The organism is Pseudodesulfovibrio cashew (assembly GCF_009762795.1).
Classification (GTDB): Bacteria; Desulfobacterota; Desulfovibrionia; order Desulfovibrionales; family Desulfovibrionaceae; genus Pseudodesulfovibrio; species Pseudodesulfovibrio cashew.
This window is the reverse complement of record NZ_CP046400.1, coordinates 3,589,270-3,607,665: the sequence shown is the minus strand read 5'-3', so window position 1 is coordinate 3,607,665 and position 18,396 is coordinate 3,589,270. Positions and strand designations below refer to the sequence as shown.

The following is an 18,396-nucleotide window of genomic DNA, read 5'->3' as shown; positions in this document are numbered from 1 at the left end:
TTGTTATGGAAGGGGTTACCATAGTCTCTGCCAGGATTTTGCTGCCGGTGGTGATTACACTGCTTGCGCCGCTCTTTGTCTGGCTCTGTCGTAAAGATGAAAACCGGCGTGAGGCCGTCAGCTTCATCGCCGCCGCACTTACGTTCGGCAGCGTGGTGTCCATGGCACCCGCCGTTCTCAACGGGCATGTCTGGTACTACGAAGTCACCACACTGTTGCCCGGAATAACCATTGCCTTTGCCGCCGACGGCCTGTCCATGGTCTTCGGCCTGATCGCGCCGTTCCTCTGGTTCTTCGTGACCAGCTACAACATCGGCTACATGCGCGGCCTTAACGAGCACGCGCAGACCCGTTACTATGTCTGCTTCGCGGTAGCCATCTTCGGCGCCGTGGGCGTGGCCCTGTCGGCCAACGTGTTCACCCTGTATCTCTTCTACGAGATCATCACCGTGTTCACCTATCCTCTGGTCTACCACCACGAGGACGCGGACGCGAAAATCGGAGCGCGCAAGTACATCGTCTACCTGATGGGTACTTCCAAGCTCTTCCTGCTGCCGGCCATGGTCCTGACCTACGTGCTGGTCGGCAACCTGGACTTCCACCTGGCGGACATCGTCAACGGCATGTTCACCCCGGACGTGGTCGCCGCCCACCCCAGGCTGGTGGCGCTGACCTACTGGCTGTACATCTTCGGCATCGGCAAGGCGGCTCTCATGCCGTTCCACAACTGGCTCCCGTCCGCCATGGTCGCACCGACTCCGGTCTCGGCCTTGCTGCACGCTGTGGCCGTTGTTAAGGCCGGTGTCTTCTGCGTCTGCCGCATCATTCTGTCCGGTTTCGGCACCAAGGTCGCCGGAGCGCTGACCATGAGCCAGATCTACATCGGTTCGCCCGGCACAATACTTGGCGACACCTGCATCGCGCACGGCACGGCGTATATCGCGGGCTTCACCCTGGTGGTGGCCTCGTTCATCGCCCTGACCAAGGACGACATCAAGGCGCGGCTGGCCTACTCGACAGTGGCCCAGCTCTCCTACGTCGTGGTCGGCGTGACCATGCTTGTGGATTCGGCCGTGCAGGGCGGCGTCATGCACATCGCCCACCACGCCTTCTCCAAGATCACACTCTTTATGGCCGCTGGCGCAATCTATGTCGCCACGCACCTGAAGAAGATCTCGCTGATGGACGGACTGGGCCGCAGGATGCCGTGGACCTTCGGTGCCTTCGGCATCGCGTCTCTGTCCATGATCGGTATGCCGCCGGTCTGCGGCTTCGTGTCCAAATGGTACCTGATCAACGGTACCCTGGATTCGAATCAGTGGCCGCTGCTGGTCATGCTGCTGCTCAGTACGGCCCTGAACGCCGGCTACTTTGTGCCCATCCTCTACCGCGCCTTTTTCAAGACGCCGTCCGAGGAGGCCAACATCGGCCAGTACAACGAGGCATCCAAGACCATGGTCGTGCCGCTGTGCATCACAGCCACCATCTCCGTGTTCCTGGGTCTGTATCCGCAGACGTTCCTGAACTTCGTCAACATGCTCGGCAAGTTCTAGGGAGGAAGATATGAGTGAACAACAAGGATTAGGCGGGCTCCTGAAGCAGTGGAGCGAGAAGAAGAAGACGTTCAAATACATCTTCTTCGGTGTGCTCGGCATACTGCTGCTTCTGAACGTCCCGTTTGTGACGCACCATCCGCACTTCGGCGTGGACAAGTATCCCGGCTTCTTCGGAGCCTTCGGTCTCGTCGTCGGTCTCGCGATGGTCATTATCATGAAGAAAATCGTCCAGCCCTTTATCAAACGCGAGGAGGATTATTATGGAGACTAGCTTCATCCATCCCTCCATGGCGTTCCTGGCGCTGGCGGCCATCGTGCCGCTGGTCCCCAAGGGGCTGTGGCTCAACAAGGCGTTCAGGGGGGCTCTTGCCATCCTCGCGCCGCTTATCGCGCTCTACGGCATCATGTCCGTGGAACCGGGCATGTACGGTGCCCTGCGCTACCTTGATCAGACGCTGATCCTGGGCCGGGTGGACAAGCTGTCCATCGTCTTCGGCCAGGTCTTCGCCATCATCGCCTTTGCGGGCGCAATCTACGGCATGCACGTGGAGGACAAGGGACACTACGTGGCCTCGTCCCTGTACGTGGCGGGCGGCTTCGGCTGCGTGTTCGCGGCCGACCTGCTGACTGTGTTCCTGTTCTGGGAACTCATGTCCATCGGCTCCACCTTCCTGATCTGGCAGGCCCGGACCAAGGAGTGCGTGAACGCGGGTTTCCGGTACTTCCTGTACCACACCGTGGGCGGGTTGTTCCTGCTGGCGGGGCTGCTGCTCAAGTACAAGGCCACCGGCTCCTTCGCCTTCGTCGGCGTGGAGGCGAGCCATGCCCAGTTCTATGACTGGCTGATCCTGATCGGCTTCTGCGTGAACGCCGCCGTGGTGCCGCTGCACGCATGGCTGCCCGACGCCTACCCCCGGGCCTCCGTGGGTGGCGCGGTGTACATGTGCGCCTTCACCACCAAGACCGCTGTCTACGTGCTCTGCCGCGGATTCGCCGGTTGGGAGGTCCTGGCCATCGCCGGTACCTGCATGGCTGTCTACGGCGTGCTTTACGCGTGTATTGAAAACAACGCACGGCGCATCCTCTCCTACCACATCGTTTCGCAGGTGGGATACATGGTCGCCGGCATCGGCATCGGCACCGCCATGACGCTCAACGGCGCCGTGGCTCACGCCTATGCGCATATCCTCTATAAGGGCCTGCTGTTCATGGGAACCGGCGCGGTCCTGTACTCCGTGGGCACCGCCAAGCTCGACGAGCTGGGCGGCCTGGCCTACAAATTGCCGTGGGTCATGGTTTGGTACATGGTCGCGGCGCTGTCCATCTCCGGAATGCCGCTGTTCAACGGCTTCATCTCCAAGACCATGACCATTGCGGGCGCCGCCGAGGCGCACCACACCTGGCTGGCCTTGGGTATGGAGATCGCCGCAGTGGGTACGTTCATCTCGGTGGGCGTCAAGCTCCCGTACTTCGCGTTCTGGGGCGGAAAGAAGGAATACACCGGTGAGGTCAAGCCCATCCCGGTCAACATGTACGTGGGCATGGCCATTGCGGGCCTCCTGTGTATCGCGCAGGGCGTTTACCCGCACATGCTCTACAAGTACCTTCCGTTCGAGGTCGAGCATCACGCGTTCGTCCCCTGGACTATCGACAAGGTCATCAACTCGAGCCTGCTGCTCGGTTTCTCCGGCCTGGCCTTCTACCTGACTCGTAAGGTCATCAAGCCGCACGCCTTCCTCAATCTGGACTTCGACTGGTTCTACCGCCTGATCGGACGCGTCACCATGCGCGGGATCTGCTGGCCCAGCTCCAAGGTCGATGACGTCTGGACCGAGGTATACCGGACCGTGGGCCTCAAGGCTCTTATCGACGCCGGTAGAGGCACAAGCGTCTTCGATAAGAAGGGCATCGATACAGTGGTGGACGGAAGCGCCTACAGCGTCAGGAACATCGGCAGGTTCGGGGCTAAGGTCCAGAATGCGAACCTGCAGGATTACCTGGCCTATGCCACCGTTCTTGGTTTGGGCATCTTCGCCCTGGTATGGTACTTCGGCTAAGCCGGACAATCTAAGGAGAGCAAGTTTTGGACTTCGGATATCCGGTACTCACCCTGTTGATCGCATTCCCGCTTGTCGCGGCGTGTGGTCTCTTCTTCATCAAGGCCGCGCCGGTGGTGAGGTATTACACCCTTGCGGTGTCACTCATCGAGTGCCTCCTCGCCGTGCCCCTCGCTAACTTCAAACTCAACGCCGCCTTCCAGTTCGTCGAGAAAATCGACTGGGTCCACCAATGGGGACTTCAGTACTACCTCGGCGTGGACGGCATCAGCATACTCATGGTCCTGTTGACCGTAGCGGTCCTTCCGCTGTGCGTCCTGTGTTCGTGGACCTACATCGGCAAACGCGAGAAGGAATTCCACTTCTGCCTGCTGTTCATGACCAGTGCTGTCCTCGGCGTGTTCTGCGCTCTGGACCTGGTCCTGTTCTATGTGTTCTGGGAAGCCATGCTTATCCCCATGTATCTGCTTATCGCAGTTTGGGGTGGCGACGACCGCAAGTATGCGTCGCTCAAGTTCTTCCTGTACACCCTGGCGGGTTCGACCCTGCTCCTGGCGGCCATCGTGGCCTTCCGGATCACGGGCGGCACCTTCTCAATTCCCGATCTCATGCAGCAGAACTTCAGCTTCCGCTTCCAGTTCTGGGCATTCCTGGCCATGGCCCTGGCGTTCGCCATCAAGGTGCCCATGTTCCCGTTCCACACCTGGCTGCCCGCTGCGCACGTCCAGGCGCCTTCGGCCGGTTCCGTCATCCTGGCGGCCGTGCTGCTGAAGATGGGAACCTACGGCTTCCTGCGCTTCTGCCTGCCGCTGACTCCGGCGGCCAGCGAGTACTTCGCCCCGATGATGATCGTCATATCCCTGGCGTCAATCATCTACGGTGGAGCCATCGCCCTTGGGCAGACGGACATCAAGAAGCTGGTCGCCTACTCATCCGTGGGCCACATGGGCTTCGTCACGCTGGGCATCTTCCTGTTCAATCAGCGCGGCGTGGAAGGCGCGCTCTTCCAGATGCTCAACCACGGCATCGTCACCGGCGCGCTCTTCATGATGATCGGCGCGGTCTACGAGCGGAGCCACAGTCGCGAGATCTCCAAGAACATGGGCCTTGGCAAGTACCTGCCCGGTTTCATGTTCTTCTGGGGCTTCATGGCGCTGGCCTCCTTCGGTTTCCCCGGAACCAACGGGTTCGTGGGTGAAATGCTCGTCTTCGTCGGTGCGTTCCAGCAGAGCACCTGGATCGGCTTCCTCTGCGTGCCCGGCGCGCTGCTGGCGGCCGCCTACATGTTCCGCGTGTCGCTGAAGATGGCCTGGGGCAAGCCCTCCACGGCCAAGAACTGGAAGGACCTCAACGCCCGTGAATGGATCTACCTGACCATTCCCGCCGTGTTTGTCCTCTGGATCGGCCTGGCTCCCACGCCGTTCTTCAAGATCATTGACCCGTCCGTCGACAAGCTGCTTACCGATTTCGGCCAGCGCAAGGTCGCTCATGTCGAAACCGAACAGCCGGTTCAAACCGCCGCGAACGACATCCTGTCCGTGTTCGCTGCCAATAAGTAAGGGGGACAAGACGTGAACTTCAATCTCAGTCTCATCGTCCCGGAACTCTACTTCTTCTTCCTTGTGCTGGTTCTGATGATCCAGAGCCTCGGCACCCGGGAGTGGAAGCCCGAGGTCGAAAAATGGCTTCCCTTCGGAGCCGGTCTCGGCCTGTTCGTGACCATTGCCCACTACAGTGTGCATGGTTCCATGTTCTACGACGTATACAAAGTGGACATGATGTCCCAGTTCTTCAAGATCGCCATCGCCTTCGGCTTCTTCGTGACCGTGCTCAACGCGTCACGCCAGCCGACCCTTGCCGACGAGAAGCGCGCGGACTACTACATGCTCCTTGGATTCTCCACTCTGGGCCTGATGATGCTCGCATCCAGCGTGGAACTGATCACCATCTACCTGGCACTGGAACTGGCTTCCTACGCCATGTACGCGACCATCCCGCTCCGGGCCAAGTCCAAGGGGGCAGCCGAGGCGGGCGTCAAGTACATCCTGTTCGGCGCGGTCGCCACGGCCCTGGCCCTGTACGGCTTGTCCTACATCATGGCCAGCCAGCACACGACCTACATCGCGGAACTTGCCACCAAGAACTGGACCTTTGCCGACAGCCCCATGGCCGTCGTTGGTCTCTGTCTGTTCCTGGGCGGCATGTTCTTCAAGCTGGCCCTGTTCCCGTTCCACTTCTGGTGCCCGGATGTCTATCAGGGCGCTTCCAACGAAACAGCCGCGTACGTGGCCACCATGCCCAAGATGGGCGCAATCGTGGTTCTCGTCCGTATGGCCATGTTCCTCAAGCCCGGCCTGGAGATCACTACACTGCTGGCCGTGCTCGGAGCCTGTTCCATGACCTTCGGCAACCTCTCGGCCCTGGCCCAGAAGGACATCAAGCGCTTGCTCGGGTTCTCTTCCGTGGCCCACGCCGGGTACATCATGGTCGGTCTGGTCAGCGGCACCGTGGAAGGATTGGCAGCCGCCGCCTTCTATGCTCTGGCCTACTTGGTCATGAACCTGCTGGTCTTCTGGATCGTTTCCCGGGTCGCTTCCGACGGACGCAACCTGGAACTCAGCGATCTGAACGGTCTGTACAAGAAAGCCCCGGTGCTCGCGTTCTCGCTGGCTGCCGGAGCCTTCGCCCTGGTTGGCCTGCCGCCGACCATGGGCTTCATGGGCAAGTTCTTCCTGATCACCTCGGCCTGGGACCATGGCTACAACTGGCTGGTCATCACCCTGGTCGTGAACTCCGCCATTGCCATCTACTATTATCTGAGCTTGTTCCGGCACGCCTTCACTGAGGAGACGTCACCCAATGCCGCAATTGCTCCTGATAATGGCTGGTTCGCTTCGGCTGGAGCGGGAATGCTCGCCGCCGCCGTGCTGATCATCGGCATCATCCCGGCCCCCCTGTTCAACTTCGCTATCACTGCGGGTAAGGACCTTTTCGGTCTGGCCATCTCCGGTGGAGCGCACCACTAGAATAGGGACATACTGATAACAGACCGCCCGGTTCGGCTTTTGCCGAACCGGGCGGTTTCTTTTTGGGGGGAAGGGGAGGGGGCGTCTGCCGCGCGGCGGAGAGTCGGTGGTGGAGCGTTCCGCTCCTCCACCTCCTGGAAATCGCGCTGGCACTGCGGAGAGCCGGTTTTGGAGCGTGCCGCTCCGCACCTCCAAGCTTCGCTTTGCGAAGCGAGAGCCGGGTTTGGGGGCTTTGCCCCCAAAAGCCCTCCATGCCTTCCCGGCGGGGTCCATTTCTTTTGCTGCGCCGAAAGAAATAGACGAAAGAAAAGGCGCTTGGAGCATCATCCCCGCCCCGGTGCTCGCTGGCGAGAATCTCATCCAACCCGGTCGGCTCCGGACTTCGTTGAGTGGAGCGCACTGCCAACCTTACCATTCGGAGGCCGTCCAACGTCGTGCGGGTTCCGAGACAAGAGCCGCCGCCCACGTTGGTGAGCTTCTAGGCCCGCGAGCAAGGGGCTTACCGTGGACCTCCGATAATAAAGTCGAAACGCCGAATTGTTTCTTATTGTTGGCAGGCAGGTGCTAGCTTGATTTGATGTGCAAAAGACAGTTCCATGAATTGCTAATTACCAAGTTGACCCGGCAGCGACCGGTCATCGAGCTCGGGGCTTAGAGCCGCTTTTGCACGGCGAAAGCGCAGCCCGAAGCGCGCCTGCCCGCAGGGCCGAAACCCTTCGCCTGGTCATCGCCGCCAGAAAGGCGGCTTCCTTTTCTCTTCCTTCTTGCTTCAACCTCTCTCAGTAATTACTCTGAAAAAAAGGAGACCTAACCATGCATGAGGCGAGTCTGGGCGGAACACTCCGCGACTACCTGACCGGTGAGGAAATAGACGAGACTACCTTCGAGGAATTTCGCCAGGCCCTGGCGCGCCTGCTGGTGGAGGAAAAGGGCTACCCAAAAGCCCAACTCAAGGCCAAGGTGCCCCTCACGTATTGCGTGGAAGGGGAGGAGTTCGAGCGGCCGCTTGACCTCGTGGTCTACGATGAGGATGGCAGGCCCATGCTGGTGGTCGTCTTCTGCGCAGGCGATGTGGGCTCCTTCGAGCGGGAGACTGTCTGCGCGGGCAGGCTCATTGAGGGCGGGCCTGTGGCCTATGCCCTGGTCACCGACACCATGGACGCCTCCCTGCTGGACGTCCGCACCGGCGAAGTTGTCGCCCGGTCCATGAACGCGGTGCCGGACTATGCCAGACTGGCCGAGATGGTCGCTTCGGCCGAGATAAAGCCCCTCACCGATGAGCAGCGGGAAAAGCAGACCCGTGTCTTTCACACCTATTGCGGTTTCATTTACGGGACGTGCTGCAGCGAATCATGCTCCCTGCCGCCCATGCCGAAGAAGGGCTAAAGCGGCGGCCGAAAACAACGACAGCCGACGGTTGAGGAGAAACCGCCGACTGCGTTGCAGAGGAGTTGGAATGGCAATGGGTAATCAGCAATCTACGAAAACTATGCATCCTTCGGGACAGGTGTTCATGATGTCCCGGACTTCTTCCTCGGTAACCTTGGAACGGCACACATAGGGCATGTCCAGTGCTTCATCCCATTGGAATACGTCGGGGTTGAGATCGATACAGCCCTGGCATGAGCGGCAATCGCCCAGCTCAATGGCGACTTCACGTGTCTTGGTACAGGTTTGTTCGTTCTTCATGACTAATTAATAGTAACTATTCTTATTAAAGGCAAGCAATAAATCAAATTGATGGAAAATTTTTCAGTGATCCGGAAATCCCTTTCTTTTTCAGATTGAAATCAACAGGGCGATTATCCAATATTACTCTATTTTTCAGTTGGTTAACCTGTTCCTCTGGGGTTCTCCAATCCTCCTGTCGAATCAGAAATCCTTTTAGGACTCCCCGTCGAAGCCAGGAACAGCTAAATTTTCGGGGTGTCTCGGTGAGCTCGCAGGGATTATTTACAAAAAGTTCATGCCGGGAAAGCGATGGAAGAAAGCCGCCGTTTGCAGATTTTTTATCGCCGGTCGAGAGCAAAGCAACACATTGAATCCCGAACCGTTTTGCACTAGGGTTCCTGGTTATGAAGCTGAAACGAAACGTGTTTCTAATCGGGCCCCGGGCCTGCGGCAAGACGAGTGTGGGCCAGTTGCTGGCAGGGCGGCTTGGTGCGGCCTTCATTGATACGGACCATGAACTGGTCGCATCAGTGGGCATGGAGATCGCCGATTACATCGAGGCCGAGGGCTGGGACGTCTTCCGCGACGCAGAGAGCGGGGTGCTGGCCCGTGTGGCCGAAGAAGAGCCCCGCGTGATAGGGTGTGGCGGCGGCATCGTCCTGCGCACCGCCAATCGCGATATCCTCAAATCCGGAATCGTTCTCTACCTGAAGGCCGAGCCCGAAGAGTTGGCCGCCAGGCTGGCGCGCGACCCCAACGAGGCGCAGCGGCCTTCGCTTACGGGCAAGCCCATAGTGGAAGAGGTGCGCGAGGTTTTGGCCGAACGTGCCCCGCTGTACGAGGGGTGCGCGGACGCCATAGTTTCAGGCGACACCCTGGAGACGGTCGTTGATCGGGCCCTGGTCGAGGTGGAGCGCCTTTCCTGAGTCTTTTTGACACGTTGTCCCGACAGGCATATAGACTGTGGGAGACGTGGCCGGGCCGAAGCTTTCGGGGGGCCGCCACACGGACGAACTCATGCGCATAAAAATCTTTTCACCATACTGGCTGCCCGTCTGGGTATTCGCCGGAGCCATTTTCGCGGGAGCCACCGCCCTGTACCTGGACGTGAGCCATCCCGGCGGCACACTCTCTTTTGTGGACGCATTGTTCACGGCCACATCGGCCATGTGCGTCACCGGGCTGATCGTTGTGGACACCGGCTCCCATTTCTCGCGCCTGGGCCAGGATGTCATCCTCCTGCTCATCCAGCTCGGCGGACTGGGCATCATGACCTACACGACACTGTTCATCCATCTGTTGGGCAAGCGCGTTTCCCTGGGTGACCGCATGGCCGTAGGCCAGACTCTGCTGCACGATCCCTCTTTCAGCCTGGCCAAGTTCCTGGGCCGTGTCGTCGGAGTGACGTTCCTGCTCGAAGCCGTAGGCGCATTGTTGCTCTGGATAATGGACCCCGTTGGATTTTATCCGTATTCAGCCGTATTTCACTCCGTTTCCGCCTTCTGCAACGCGGGTTTTTCCCTGTATCCCGATTCCCTGTCCCAGTGGAGCGGTAACGCCGGGATCAATTCGGTCTTCATCCTGCTTATCACTGCGGGCGGACTCGGATTCTACGTCATCAACGAGTGTTACGAGGTGGCCAAGACCGCAGTGTTCGATCCCAAGGCTCTGCGCAGGGGGACGCCGCTGCTCAGTTGGCATTCCTCCATCGTGCTCAAGACGTCCCTCCTCCTGGTCGTCATCGGGGCCGTGGCCATCTTCCTGGCCGAGGGTGCGGCGGGCAATGCTCCGGAGAGCCTCTCCGAGTGGGTGCTGACCGCGCTCTTCCAGTCGGTCACCTGTCGCACCGCCGGGTTCAACACCGTGGACATCGGCGCGCTGACCAACGTCTCCCTCGTGGTCATGCTCGGGCTGATGTTCATCGGCGGTTCGCCGGGCTCCTGTGCTGGCGGTATCAAAACCACTACCTTTCGCGCCCTGTGCAGTTTCGTCGCGGCCCAGTTCAGGGGGCACGACCAGATTCAGATAGGGCGCTACGCCCTGAGCCACAGGGCCGTGAACAAGGTCATCACCCTGTTCACCGTCGCCATGCTTTTGGTGGCCGTCGGGACCATGGTCCTGACTACCCTGGAGAGCGCCGGGGATCATTACCTCATGGGGCGCGGCAAATTCATGAACAACATGTTCGAGGTTGTGTCCGCGTTCGGCACGGTGGGACTCTCCACCGGGCTGACCAGCTCGCTCAACGGCGCGGAGAAGACCATGATTATCATATTGATGTTTGTTGGCAGACTCGGCCCCATGTGGCTGTTGTCCGCCCTGCACAGTTGGCAGACCGAGCGGCGTTTTGAGCTGCCCAGGGCAGACCTGCCCCTCGGTTGAGCCGGGAGAAGCATATGCCGGAGAAAAATGAAATCGGTGTCATCGGGCTGGGCAAGTTCGGCTATTCGCTGGCCGAGGCTTTGACCAGCCTGGGTCACGAGGTGGTCGGAGTGGACAACGACGGCGACCACGTCCGTCGGGCACAGGACCGGCTGGCCCACGTCTACAAGGCCGACGCCACGGATGAGAAAGCCCTGGAGCAGGTCGGGTTCAAGGACCTGGAGAAGGTGGTGGTTTCCACCGGCGACTCCATGGAGGCCTCCATCCTGGTGGTGCTCAACCTCCAGTCCCTCGGCGTGGAAGACATCTGGGTCAAGGCCATCAGCGAGGAGCACGAGCGGGTGCTCTACAAGCTCGGGGTGCCCCATGTGGTTTTCCCGGAGGCCTTTGTGGCCTTCCAGCTGGCCCAGCGCATGACCAGCCTGGGCATCCACGATTATTTCGGGCTCGGGTCCGACGTGGCAACGCGGGAGATTCGCGTGGATCGTTGGGCCGGCAAGACCTTGCGCGATCTGGACCTGACCAACAAATACCACGTCCAGGTGGTGGCCTTCCGCAAGAAGGACGAGGCCGAGTTTTCCTTCGTTCCCAGGGCGGACCTCGTGTTCGAGGAGGGTGACGTCATCGTCATCATCGGCAAGATGGACGACATCTCGCGCATAGACAAATATTAGGGGGAAGACATGAGCGGCAACACGTTCGGCGAACTTTTCAAACTGACGACCTTCGGCGAGTCGCACGGGGCCGGCCTGGGCGGCGTGGTCGACGGGTGTCCCGCGGGCATTTCCCTGGACGAGAGCATCATTCAGCGGGAGCTGGACCGGCGCAGACCAGGGCAGGGCGGCCCTTCGGCCACCTCTCGCAATGAGCCGGACCAGGTTCGGCTGCTATCCGGCGTATTCGAGGGCAAGACCACAGGCACGCCTATCGGGTTTTACGTGGAGAACACCAACCAGCGTTCCCACGATTATTCCAAGATCAAGGATGTGTTCCGGCCCGGCCACGCCGACTTCACCTACAACGCAAAGTACGGATTCCGCGACTACCGTGGCGGCGGGCGTGCCTCCGGGCGTGAGACCGTGTCCCGCGTGGCGGGTGGGGCCATTGCCCAGGAGCTACTGCGCACCGAAGGCATTTCAATCTATGCCTACACCGTGGAGCTGGGCGGCATCCCGGCCAAGGTCACGGATTTCGAGGGGGCTCAGGACAGGCCGTTTTTCAGCCCCGACCCGGACGTGATCGACAAGTGGATGGCGCACGTGGAAGAGGTGAAGAGTGAAGAGGACACCTTGGGCGGCGTGGTCGAGGTTCGTGCCACCTGTCTACCCGCAGGGCTCGGCGAGCCGGTCTTCGGCAAGTTCGACGCCAGGCTGGCGCACGCCCTGATGAGCGTGGGCGCGGTCAAAGGCGTGGAAATAGGCTCCGGCATGGCCGCAGCCAGGTCCCGGGGAAGCCAGAACAACGATCCCATCGGCAAGGACGGCTTTCTGTCCAACAACGCGGGCGGCATCCTCGGCGGCATCTCATCGGGGCAGGACGTGGTTGCTCGGGCGTATATCAAGCCCATCCCGTCCATCCTGCAGGAGCAGCAGACCGTGACCACCAGGGGCGAGGAGACCTTCATAATGGTCGGCGGCCGGCATGATATTTCGGCCATCCCGCGCATCAACCCGGTGCTCAAGGCCATGCTGGCACTGACCGTGGCCGATCTGCTGCTGCTGGATCGACGGCTTGGCGTGCGGGATTGATAGAGGTTATGGACATCATTTGCCACTTGGGCTACTCCAATACATACGTAATACCAATCTTTTTCAGAGAGGACAGGATGATGAACAGGTTCACGCTGATGGCCGCCGTATTGGGCATGGCCCTGCTGCTGGCCGCCTGCGGTGCGCAGAAGAATGATTTGGATATCGGACAGGGCTTCTACAAGCAGGGCGATTGCGCTTCGGCCTTGCCGTATCTCGACAGCACCATCGCCTCGCCCGACAGCCTGATGGATTTGGGCTACGCCTATTTCATCAAGGCTAAGTGCGCGGAAAAGTCCGGCGATATTCCGGATGCTTACGAAAATTATTATGCCGCCAAGGTCGTGGCCTGCTACGTCGTGGCTCACGATACGCACGTCAATCTGAATACCTACGGGCGCAGCGAATTCTGCGAGCGGATCATCCCGGCGAAACTGGAGGAACTGGCTCCCCGAGCCGGGGATGTCGGCGCCATCAAGGCCAAGGTGGACGGGAAACTGCACGCCCGGTACCTGGAACGCTTCGCGACCCAAAAATAACAGGTCATTTTGAACGCCCCGCTCGTCGGGGCGTTTTTCTTTGATCCGGCTGCCCGGATCGCATTGAAGAGGATCGACTGAAGGAGAAGCACGCACCAAGGAGCGCCATCATGCCGCTGAGCGACTACACCGAGACCCTGGAACGACTACAGCAGGCCCTGGGACGGGCATTTGCCGACCAGCCCTGGATGCTCAACATGCCGGGCAGGTCCATGGCCTGCAAGATTGACCAATACTACTACCTGGCGGTCATGCCCGCCTTTGTGGAGCAATTGGCCAGGCTGGGCGGGACGTTTCCCGACAAGGTAAGCGAGGTGTTGATTCGGACCGGTAATCTCATCACCAGGTTGCCGGACCGCGATCCGGTCCTGCCGCTCACCGTAAGCTGGGGCGGAAGCCCCGTCACCCTCAGGGCGGCTTTCGTGGACGCGGATTTCATCGATCGCGCCGTGAAGACCTACGGCGGCATGGGAATGATTCCGACCGTCTCGGATCTCAAGATCAGTTCTGCGGACAAGGTCCGGGTGGAGGAATTCTTCGAGGGCAAGACGCCGCCCCAGAAGTTGGCCTATTTCTAGGCCCTATTCCGATTGTTTGGCGGCTTGTTGGGCCGTATACAGCCCTGGAGGGGAAAAGATCGGGAGCCTGACAAAGAGGCCCCCGATCGTAAATGTCGTGTTACTGCTTGGCCACCGTGCTTTTGGGGCAGGTTGCGCTCAGGTAGCAGACCTCGCACCCGCCGGTGTAGGGGTAGGGGGTGAGGACCGCGTATTTGCGGTTGACCGTGCCCTCGTCGTTCCAGGTCAGGCCGAGTTCGTCGAAGGCTCCAAGGATGCCTTCGCCCGGACGGGGCAGCGGGGCGCATTTGCCGTCGGACAGTTCCGGCACGAAGCCCTGGGCGGAGCTCATGACCATGGTGATTGCCATGGCGTGGAAGAGCAGGCCGTGGGTGGGCGAGTCCTGCCAGATGCCTTCGATGGTGTTGTCCACTTCCTCGTCGAGGTAAATAAGCAGAAATTTGCCTTCGCCCTCGGTGTTCTTCAGTTCATAGGCCTTGATGTTCTCAGCGGCCCACTTGTCCCAGTAGGGCTCGAACTCATCCATGATCTCCTGGTCGATACGGCTTTCTCCAGCGATCTCCATGAAATACATGATGTCGAATTCGGGTTTGGGCTGCAGGGGATTGATCTCGTATTTGGGCATGCGTGTTCTCCGGTTGGGTGTTCTGTTTCGCGGAACGACTCCCCGTACCTTTTTTCCCGGGTTCACTCAAGCCAAGAGGGCGTTGCGTTGCGCGGGCAGACGGGGTAGGATGGAATTACGGTGAATTATATCGGGCGCATCCATTGTCAACCGCAGCAAACCGAGAACCGACGGAGTCTTCATGCCCGAAAAACGGGTTGAACCGCTGATGAAGCGGCTCAGACGGCCCAATGTTCAATATCTTTTTCTCGCCATCATCATCGGCGTGCTGGCCGGTTATGGCGCGGTCCTGTTCAAGTTCATCATGAAATACATGCAGTGGGTGTTCTACCAGGACACCGGTGACATGCTGCATGTGGCGGACACCATACCGCTATGGATGAAGCTGCTCATGCCTGCCGCCGGCGGACTGGTGGTCGGATTAATCGTCAGCTTCTTCGCCAGCGAGGCCAAGGGACACGGCGTACCCGAGGTCATCCAGGCCATCGCCCTCCGGGGCGGGCGGATCAGGAAGCGTGTGGCCGCAGCAAAGATCTTCGCCTCTGCCGTGACCATCGGCTCGGGCGGTTCCGTGGGCCGGGAAGGCCCCATGGTCCAGATCGGTTCGTCCATCGGTTCATCCATCGGCCAGTTGTTTCACGTTCCCAGCGGGAGCATGCGGACCATGGTCGGCTGCGGCGCGGCGGCGGGCATTGCCGCCACCTTCAATGCTCCCATTGCCGGGGTACTCTTTGCCCTGGAGATCATCATCGGCGATTTCGGGCTGATGCAGTTCTCTCCGGTAGTCCTGTCCTCGGTCACGGCCACGACAATTTCCCGCTACTATTTCGGCGATTTTCCACATTTTCAGATACCGGAGCACTCCATCGTCTCCTTGTGGGAGTTCTGCTTTTATCCCATTCTCGGCATCCTCTCCGGCCTTGTGGGGCTGGCCTTCACCAGGACGCTCTACAAGTTCGAGGACTGGTTCGACGCCATGCCCATACCGGAGTGGATCAAGCCCGCCATCGGTGGTGCGCTGCTCGGATGTGTCTTTGCGGTCTTTCCCCAGGTCTTCGGCGTGGGCTACGGCGCCATGAATCAGGCCCTGACCCACTCCATGGACGTGAAGCTTCTGTTCGTGCTCGTCTTCGTCAAGATCCTGGCCTCGTCCCTCACCCTGGGATCTGGCGGGTCCGGCGGCATCTTCGCGCCGTCCCTGTTCATCGGCTGCATGACCGGCGGCGCCTTCGGCGGCGTGCTGCACATGCTGCTGCCGGGCCAGACAGCCCTGCCGGGCGCCTATGCCCTGGTGGCCATGGGCGGCGTGGTGGCAGGCACCACCTATGCCCCCATCACCGCCATCCTGATCATGTTCGAGATGTCCGGCACCTACTCCATCATCCTGCCGCTCATGCTCACTTGCATCACGGCCACGGTCATGAATTCGACCATAGATCGTGCGTCCATCTACACCACCAAGCTCCTTCGGCGGGGTATCGATATCCAGGCCGGGCGGGATAGGCTGTTGCTTGAGAATCTCCTGGTCAAGGAGGTCATGACCGAAGAGATGGTGACCGTTCCTGAATCCCTGCCCCTGGAGCAGATCATCTGGACCTTCAAGACCGAGAATGCGCCCTACCTGTACGTGCGCAATGAGGAGGGGCGGCTCACGGGCATCATCTCCTTCCGCGACATCCGTACCCTGCTGGGAGAGCGGGGATTCCCGGGGCTGATCATCGCCCATGACATAGCCAGCCACAACTTGGCCACCGTGACCACGGACGACACGTTGCAACACGCCCTGGATCTGCTCACCGAGCGCGGCGTGTCCCAACTGCCGGTCCTGTCCACGACAGACGGCAAACTGGCAGGCACCCTGACGGAGTCCGCCATCAACGCGGCTTACAACTCGGCGGCGGTCAAGGATGAGATCAGCGGCGAGTAGCGCGGGACGGGCAATTGGGGAGCCGTTGTCCTGAACCAGGTTGTGTGCTACAGCCCTTGCTTCGGTCGAAAGCCAGCCCGTTGAGCAAGGAATACCCATGAACGAGATCCGCATAACCGCCACCCTGTCTCTGGACGAGAAGTATCCGGAGGACGCCTATATCGACCTCAACCTGTCCGTGGACGGGCAGTACCTGCATGAGGTCAATGTCTATGTGGACCCCGTGGCCCTGGTGAATTCGGCTTCCCTCTCCGGTGAGTTTTTCATCTATACCTGCGACTGCGGCAATCCTGCCTGCCAGGGGATCGACGACGGGGTCATGGTCTCCCATACCCCGGATACGGTCATCTGGCGGCTGCACAATCCCATCTCCTGGCCTCCCGAAGAGCCAAAGCCGGATTGGGCCCATGAAGCCGAGTTCCGTTTCCCCAAGGACGAATATCTTCAGCAGATCGGTACGGCACTGGACCACGCCAAGCGGCTGGCGCGAGGCTACCGCACCTCCGGCAAGCTGTGGGTCGGCCCCGACCTATCCCTAGAAGGGTTGCTTGCTCTGGATATACCGAAGCAGGGAGGCTTCTTCGCCTCCGAGCCGGAATCGCGCTCCGTTCATTAGTTTTGGGGCGGATTCCCGCTCTGTCTTCCGCTTTCATCCCATCCCTTTTTAATCCGGCGTTCTGCTGTTTTGCATGACTGCCTCGGAGTCTTGGGAGCGTTTTAAACGGATTGGTTGCATGCCCCGTATCTTTCGGATAAGGTAAATACACCTTGCTCAAGGCTGCTTCCCCGCCGGAGACATACCGGCAGGAGGAGCAGGCATGTCCGTATCCAATTTCCATCACACCCGTCTCTGCCGTGCGCGACTGCTTCGCGCGCCGCCGTTTTATCGTGGAGAAGCCGTTGCCGCTTCATCCATCGACCGTGTTCAGGGCTCGGGCCGATTCGGCCCGCGGGAGGAGTGCCTGGTTTCGGGGGCTGGCCGCCGGTCAGCCGCAATCATAGCCGAAAACAAGGTGCACCTATGCTGTACGTACCAATAAAGATTCATCCCAATGAGAGGAGTGTCAGGGGCTGCGTGATTCTTGCGGCCGTTTTCCTGGGCCTGGCTGTGGCCGGGTTCATCAACATTCAACATGCCGACACCCGGCTGGCCGTGGTGCTGGTGACCATGGTCTTCTTCTGCATCAACGCTATCAGCGTGCTGGCGGCCATGCGGCGGCAGCCCATGCTCAAGGTGTTGGACGACCGCTTTTCGATTTACACGCCGTTCGGTTACGCCATGGTCCGGTTTGGGGAGGTGCTTTCCTTTCGAAAGGGAGGAGTGCCCGGCCTGCGTACCCTGCGGGTGGAGATCAACCAGGCGGCTGAGCCTCGGTTCCGGTCGCGGGTATCCCGGGCCTTGTATGCGCTGACATGGCTGAACTTCGCCAACTCGGTGTCCATCCAGGGCTACATGCTCGGGGCTGAACTCGATCCGGTTATCCGTATGTTGGAGAACAGGCGCGAGGCAGCGGTCCGAATGGACGGGGTCGAAGGGTACGATCCCAGAGCTGCCACTGTGGCCGGGTGATTGATATTAAAAACCGGAAAGTCCTCGTTCTGTGGGCTTTCCGGTTTATTTTTTGTCTTTTCTCGTCTAGCCACAGCCGCAGGAAATTGGCTGCTTAGCACCATCGGTTTCCGTGGGGTACCCATCCCGCTTCCACCAGTCCAGTCCGCCCATCAGCTCCTTTGTTCGAAAGCCCAGCCGGGCCATGTTCAGCGCGCCCTTGGTGGAGGCGTTGCAGCCTATGCCGTCGCAGTACGTGACGTAGAGCGCTTCCCTGTCAAAGGCGGCCGTGGCCTTTTCATTCATGGTCCGGTGGGGGACGTTGATGGCATCGGGGATGTGTTCCGCTTCGTAGGCTTCAGGTGAGCGGGCGTCGATGACGACCACGTTCTCTTCCCGTTTTACGGATTCGTTCAGGTCCCAGGAATCGATTTCGTAACGCAGCTTGTCTTCATAGTGGCGGATTTGTTCGTGCATGACAGCCTCCTTTTTCTCACCATAGGCGATGGCGGACGGGCTGCCCAATTGAAAGACCGGAGCCGGGGCTTCGGAAATGCCAATACCTCTGTTTTACCCTTGTTCTGTCTGTCAAGGATTGAATTATTTAAATTTATTGTCGATTAAACAGATCGGAATGCCTCACATCCGCTCCGGAGGAGCGAGAAGGGGATGCAAGGGCGCCAGTCCTTGCCCGCCGGAGGCGAAATCACCTGACAATCGCCGCCGGGAGGCGGCTTC

General features: G+C 59.9%; 18 protein-coding genes. 15 read left to right on the top strand and 3 right to left on the bottom strand.

What is annotated here, in order from left to right:
• The first annotated feature begins 5 nt into the window (after positions 1–5).
• The 6 genes from GM415_RS16535 (at position 6) to GM415_RS16510 (ending at position 8,025) form a co-directional block, all read left to right on the top strand.
• Positions 6–1,553 carry a monovalent cation/H+ antiporter subunit D family protein gene (locus GM415_RS16535; RefSeq protein WP_158950124.1) on the top strand — a complete coding sequence of 516 codons (1,548 nt, stop codon included), beginning with the start codon at positions 6–8 and terminating at the stop codon, positions 1,551–1,553.
• A 10-nt stretch (positions 1,554–1,563) separates the two neighbouring features.
• Positions 1,564–1,827, top strand: coding sequence for a hypothetical protein (locus tag GM415_RS16530; protein ID WP_158950122.1), 264 nt, complete (start codon positions 1,564–1,566; stop codon positions 1,825–1,827).
• The gene (locus GM415_RS16525) at positions 1,817–3,613 is read left to right on the top strand and encodes a Na(+)/H(+) antiporter subunit D (RefSeq protein WP_158950120.1); all 1,797 of its coding nucleotides are present in this window, start codon (positions 1,817–1,819) and stop codon (positions 3,611–3,613) included. Before GM415_RS16530 ends, GM415_RS16525 begins: the two co-directional genes overlap by 11 nt.
• A gap of 26 nt (positions 3,614–3,639) precedes the next feature.
• Positions 3,640–5,172 carry a complex I subunit 4 family protein gene (locus GM415_RS16520; RefSeq protein WP_158950118.1) on the top strand — a complete coding sequence of 511 codons (1,533 nt, stop codon included), beginning with the start codon at positions 3,640–3,642 and terminating at the stop codon, positions 5,170–5,172.
• Positions 5,173–5,184: 12 nt separating this feature from the next.
• The gene (locus tag GM415_RS16515) at positions 5,185–6,639 is read left to right on the top strand and encodes an NADH-quinone oxidoreductase subunit N (RefSeq protein WP_158950116.1); all 1,455 of its coding nucleotides are present in this window, start codon (positions 5,185–5,187) and stop codon (positions 6,637–6,639) included.
• 813 nt (positions 6,640–7,452) lie between these two features.
• On the top strand, positions 7,453–8,025 hold the full coding sequence (locus GM415_RS16510; RefSeq protein ID WP_158950114.1) for a type I restriction enzyme HsdR N-terminal domain-containing protein: 573 nt from the start codon (positions 7,453–7,455) through the stop codon (positions 8,023–8,025).
• A gap of 84 nt (positions 8,026–8,109) precedes the next feature.
• Here the strand turns inward: GM415_RS16510 and GM415_RS16505 are convergent, their stop codons facing one another.
• Entirely contained in the window at positions 8,110–8,328 is a 219-nt protein-coding gene (locus GM415_RS16505; RefSeq protein WP_158950112.1) for a 4Fe-4S domain-containing protein, read from the bottom strand.
• Between the two features lie 386 nt (positions 8,329–8,714).
• On the opposite strand from GM415_RS16505, the gene aroL reads away from it, so the two are divergent.
• The 6 genes from aroL to GM415_RS16475 all read left to right on the top strand — a co-directional run bounded on the left by aroL (position 8,715) and on the right by GM415_RS16475 (position 13,557).
• On the top strand, positions 8,715–9,236 hold the full coding sequence (aroL, locus tag GM415_RS16500; RefSeq protein WP_158950110.1) for a shikimate kinase AroL: 522 nt from the start codon (positions 8,715–8,717) through the stop codon (positions 9,234–9,236).
• A gap of 91 nt (positions 9,237–9,327) precedes the next feature.
• A complete protein-coding gene (locus GM415_RS16495) occupies positions 9,328–10,692 on the top strand; it encodes a TrkH family potassium uptake protein (protein WP_158950108.1) in 1,365 nt (454 codons plus the stop codon).
• Positions 10,693–10,706: 14 nt separating this feature from the next.
• Positions 10,707–11,366 (top strand): potassium channel family protein, encoded by a 660-nt coding sequence (locus GM415_RS16490; protein ID WP_158950106.1) that lies wholly within the window; start codon positions 10,707–10,709, stop codon positions 11,364–11,366.
• A 9-nt stretch (positions 11,367–11,375) separates the two neighbouring features.
• Positions 11,376–12,440, top strand: coding sequence for a chorismate synthase (gene aroC / locus GM415_RS16485; RefSeq protein ID WP_158950104.1), 1,065 nt, complete (start codon positions 11,376–11,378; stop codon positions 12,438–12,440).
• An 80-nt stretch (positions 12,441–12,520) separates the two neighbouring features.
• The gene (locus GM415_RS16480; RefSeq protein WP_158950102.1) at positions 12,521–12,979 is read left to right on the top strand and encodes a hypothetical protein; all 459 of its coding nucleotides are present in this window, start codon (positions 12,521–12,523) and stop codon (positions 12,977–12,979) included.
• A 110-nt stretch (positions 12,980–13,089) separates the two neighbouring features.
• On the top strand, positions 13,090–13,557 hold the full coding sequence (locus tag GM415_RS16475) for a hypothetical protein (protein WP_158950100.1): 468 nt from the start codon (positions 13,090–13,092) through the stop codon (positions 13,555–13,557).
• A gap of 100 nt (positions 13,558–13,657) precedes the next feature.
• Here GM415_RS16475 and GM415_RS16470 read toward each other — a convergent pair whose 3' ends face one another.
• On the bottom strand, positions 13,658–14,182 hold the full coding sequence (locus tag GM415_RS16470; RefSeq protein ID WP_158950098.1) for a hypothetical protein: 525 nt from the start codon (positions 14,180–14,182) through the stop codon (positions 13,658–13,660).
• Between the two features lie 181 nt (positions 14,183–14,363).
• Here GM415_RS16470 and GM415_RS16465 point away from each other — a divergent pair, with 181 nt between their 5' ends.
• The 3 genes from GM415_RS16465 to GM415_RS16455 all read left to right on the top strand — a co-directional run bounded on the left by GM415_RS16465 (position 14,364) and on the right by GM415_RS16455 (position 17,679).
• The gene (locus tag GM415_RS16465; protein WP_158950096.1) at positions 14,364–16,109 is read left to right on the top strand and encodes a chloride channel protein; all 1,746 of its coding nucleotides are present in this window, start codon (positions 14,364–14,366) and stop codon (positions 16,107–16,109) included.
• 97 nt (positions 16,110–16,206) lie between these two features.
• Positions 16,207–16,725: a hypothetical protein gene (locus GM415_RS16460; RefSeq protein WP_158950094.1), complete on the top strand. Its 519-nt coding sequence runs from the start codon at positions 16,207–16,209 to the stop codon at positions 16,723–16,725.
• A 459-nt stretch (positions 16,726–17,184) separates the two neighbouring features.
• Positions 17,185–17,679, top strand: a complete 495-nt coding sequence (locus GM415_RS16455) for a hypothetical protein (protein ID WP_158950092.1) — start codon at positions 17,185–17,187, stop codon at positions 17,677–17,679.
• Between the two features lie 66 nt (positions 17,680–17,745).
• Here GM415_RS16455 and GM415_RS16450 read toward each other — a convergent pair whose 3' ends face one another.
• Entirely contained in the window at positions 17,746–18,135 is a 390-nt protein-coding gene (locus GM415_RS16450; protein WP_158950090.1) for a rhodanese-like domain-containing protein, read from the bottom strand.
• Positions 18,136–18,396 lie beyond the last annotated feature (261 nt).